This is a genomic window from Micromonospora sp. MH33, from assembly GCF_003013775.1.
Taxonomy (GTDB): domain Bacteria; phylum Actinomycetota; class Actinomycetes; order Mycobacteriales; family Micromonosporaceae; genus Micromonospora; species Micromonospora fulviviridis.
In genome coordinates, this window is sequence record NZ_MUYZ01000453.1 from 1 (window position 1) to 3,652 (window position 3,652).

Sequence of the window (3,652 nt, forward strand, 5' to 3'; positions counted from 1 at the left end):
CCGCCGCCGCCGCGCCTGACCCGCGACCGGGTCCGCCCGACGGGGCGGATCGCGGCGTTGCCGCCCGCTCCGGCCGCGGGCGACCATATGGTCGTCCCATGTGCGACACCGGGGCAGCCGTCAGGACGACGGACCCGGCCGCGCGCCCGGCCGCCGGTCGCCCGCCCGCCATCCGCTGACGCCGGCGATGCCCCGGACCCACCGTCCGTCACCGGCGCTGATCCTCGGCCTGGTCCTGTCCGGGGGACTGTTCGCGCTGGTCAGCTCCTGGGCGCGGCACCGGCCGCCCGGCCGCTGGGAGCGGGACCTGTTCACGCTTGTCAACCAGATCCCCGGCCCGGTCGGCCCGGTGCTGGTGCCGGTCATGCAGCTCGGCGCGTACCCGGCGATCCTGGTCGCGACGGCGGTCGCGGCGGCGGCCCGGCAGTGGCGGCTCGCCCGCGACCTGCTGCTCGCCGGAAACCTGGCCTACTGGGCGGCCGTGCTGGCCAAGCTCGTGGTGGGCCGGGCCCGGCCGGCCGCCTTCCTGGCCGACATCCGGCTGCACGAGACCGTCGCCGGGCGCTACGGCTACCCGTCCGGGCACATGGCGGTGGCGACCGCACTCGTGTCGGTCCTCGCCCCGGTGCTGCCCCGGCGGGTCCGGCCGCTCGCCTGGCTCGCGGTGGCCGCCGTCGGGACGGCCCGGGTCTACGTGGGCGCCCACCTGCCGGTCGACGTATTGGGCGGGTTCCTGCTCGGCTGGTTCATGGCGAGCCTCACCCGGATGATCGTCGGTGACGTGGGGCCGGGCGGCACGGTGGGGCGGCTGCGGCAGGTGCTCCTCGGCCGCGGCATCGAGGCGGTCGAGTTGACCCCGGTCCGGGGCGACGCCCGGGGCTCCCGACCGTTGCGGGTCACCACCGAGGACGGCCGGTGCCTCTTCGTCAAGGTCACCGGGGGCAGCCAGCGGGACGCCGACTGGCTCTACAAGCTCTACCGCCGGCTGCGCTACCGCGGCATCGTCGACGAACCGCCGTACGCGACCGCGAAGCAGAAGAGCGAGCACGAGGCGTACCTCCTGCTGCGCGCGGAGCGGGCCGGGGTACGGACGCCGCGCCTGGTCGCCACCGCCACCGACCCGGCCGGGGACGCGCTGCTGGTGCAGGAGTTCGTGCCGGGCCGGCCGCTCGACGCGCTGGACCCGGCCGAACTCGGCCCGGACCTGCTCGACGACGTCTGCCGGCAGGTGGCCCGCCTGCACCGGGCCGGCCTGGCCCACCGGGACCTGCGGGCGGCCAACGTGCTGGTCGCGGACTCCACCGCCTGGCTGGTCGACCTCGGCTTCGGCACCGACGAGGCCTCCGCCGACCAGCAGGCCCGCGACCTGGTGGAACTCCTGGTCACGCTGGCGGCGCTGGCCGGCGTGCGGCCGGCCGTGGCGGCCGCCGTCGGGCAGCTCGGCGCCGGTGCGGTGGCGGACAGCCTGCCGTGGCTCCAGCCGGCGCTGCTGTCCCGCGCCGGCCGGGCTCTCGCCGACCGCCGGCCCGGCCTGCTCGACGACCTGCACGACGAGATCGCCCGCCGCTGCCCCGGCCGCCCCGACCGCCTCGCCCGGGTCGTCCGGATCACCCGCCGGGACGTGTTCCTGCTCGTCATGCTCGGCCTGCTGGTGCACTTCCTGCTGCCGCAGGTCGGCCAGGTGCGCGCCGCGCTGCACGCGGTGGTCCACGCCGCTCCCCTCGCGGTGACCGGGGCGCTGCTCGCCTCGGCCGCCACCTACCTGCTGAGCGCGATGGCGCTGCGGCTCGCCGCCGCCGGGCGGGTGCCGCTCGGCCGGACGATCGCGGTCCAGGTGGCCGCCTCGTTCGTCAACCGGCTCGCGCCGGGCGCGCTCGGCGGCGCCGCGCTGAGCATCCGCTACCTGCGCCAGCAGGGTCTGCCCGTACCGGCGGCGGCGACCGCGGTCGCCGTGGACCGGGTCGCCGGCGTGCTCGGCGTCCTGCTCCTGCTGCCGGTCCTGCTGCCGTTCGCCCGGGGCACCCGTCGGCACCTGATGAACGCCGCCACCGGGCGGGGCCTGACGGTGCTGCTGATCGTGCTCGGCGTGCTGCTGGTGGTCGCCGTGGCCCTGGCCGTACCCCGTTGGCGGACCTGGATCCGCGCGGCCCGGCGACAGGCCACCGACGCCCTGCACGCGCTGGCCAGTGGTGGCCGGATCGTGTCGTTGCTGAGCGTGAGCGTGGCGCTCACCATCGCCTACGGGGCCGCGCTGTACCTGGCGCTGCTCGCCGTCGGCCTGCCGACCGACCCGGCGCTGATCGCGCCGGTGGTGCTGGTATGCCTGGTGGGGGAGGGGGTGTCGTCCGCCGCGCCGACCCCGGGCGGGCTGGGCGCCACCGAGGCGGCCCTGGTTTCCGGCCTGCTGCTATACGGCATCCCGGTGGACACCGCGGTGGCCGGGGTGCTGATCTACCGGCTCGCCACCTTCTGGCTGCCGGTGCTGCCCGGGTACGTGGCGCTGCGCCTGCTGGTCCGCCGTCGCGCCGTCTGAACGGCAGGGCGTGGAAGCCGTGACCGTGGGTATGCGCCGCGACATGGAGCGCCCCGGACGGATCGTGGTGGTCTCCGCGGACGTCGGCGCCGGCCACGACACGGCCGCCGCCGAGCTGACGCGGCGGCTGCGCGGCCGGGGCTTCGTGGTGGACCGGCTGAACCTGCTGGAGGTGCTGCCGCGCCCGGTGCACTGGGCGTTCAAGGAGGCCTACCGGGGCATCCTGCGCTGGCTGCCGTGGGGCTACGACATCCTCTTCGCGTTGACCAGCCGGTCGCGGGTGTCCGTTTCGGTGCTCCGGTCGCTGCTCCGACCGGTCCGTCGACGGATGCGTCGGGCCATTCCGCCGGACACCCGGGCGGTGGTGACGACCTATCCGTTCGCCAACCAGCTCCTCGGGCCGCTGCGCCAGCAGGGGCGGCTGGTCGTCCCGGTCATCACGTACGTGACCGACTTCGTCGTGCATCCCACCTGGCTCTCCCCGGGGGTGGACGTCTACTGCGCGGTCCGGCACGCCGAGGTACAACCGGCCAGGGCGGCCGACGGCGTCGACGTCACGGTGGTCCAGCCGCTGGTGGCCCGGGACTTCGCCACCTCGGCGGCGATCGACCGCCGGCACGCCCGGCAGCGCCTCGGTCTACCGCCGGACGACCGGTTGGCGCTGATCGTGGCGGGGGCCTGGGGCGCCGGGGACGTGGAGGCCACGGTGGCAGAGGTGCGTGCCACCGGCTGCGTACGGCCGGTGGTGGTGTGCGGCCGGAACGAGGAGCTGTACCAGCGGCTGAGCGCCGGCGACGAGCACGTCTTCGGCTGGGTGGACGACATGCCGACGCTGATGCGCGCGGTGGACGTCGTGGTGGAGAATGCCGGCGGGCTGACCTGCCAGGAGGCGTTGGCCTGCGGGGTGCCGGTGGTGACGTACCGCCCGATCCCGGGGCACGGGCGGGCCAACGCCTCGGTCCTGGCCCGGGCCGGCCTGACCCGGTGGGTGCCCGAAGCCGACCAGCTCGGACCGGTGCTGGCCGCCCTGGTCGGCGAGGCGGGCGGGCAGCGCGCGGTCCGGCTCGGCGACCGGACCTCCCGCGCCGGCCCGGGGGCGGCGGCTCGCCCGGCGCACGA

2 protein-coding genes are annotated in these 3,652 nt (G+C 76.4%); both read left to right on the top strand.

Going from position 1 to position 3,652, the window contains the following annotated elements; translation table 11 throughout:
* Positions 1-187 precede the first annotated feature (187 nt).
* Positions 188-2,533: a flippase-like domain-containing protein gene (locus tag B0E53_RS34240; protein WP_107079688.1), complete on the top strand. Its 2,346-nt coding sequence runs from the start codon at positions 188-190 to the stop codon at positions 2,531-2,533.
* 43 nt (positions 2,534-2,576) lie between these two features.
* A partial coding sequence (locus B0E53_RS34245; RefSeq protein WP_107079689.1) for a glycosyltransferase occupies positions 2,577-3,652 on the top strand: 1,076 nt, incomplete at its 3' end.

Bases quoted from the DNA above. Each gene is read 5' to 3' on its own strand.
- B0E53_RS34240 (WP_107079688.1), top strand. From the start codon at position 188: ATGCCCCGGACCCACCGTCCGTCACCGGCGCTGATCCTCGGCCTGGTC.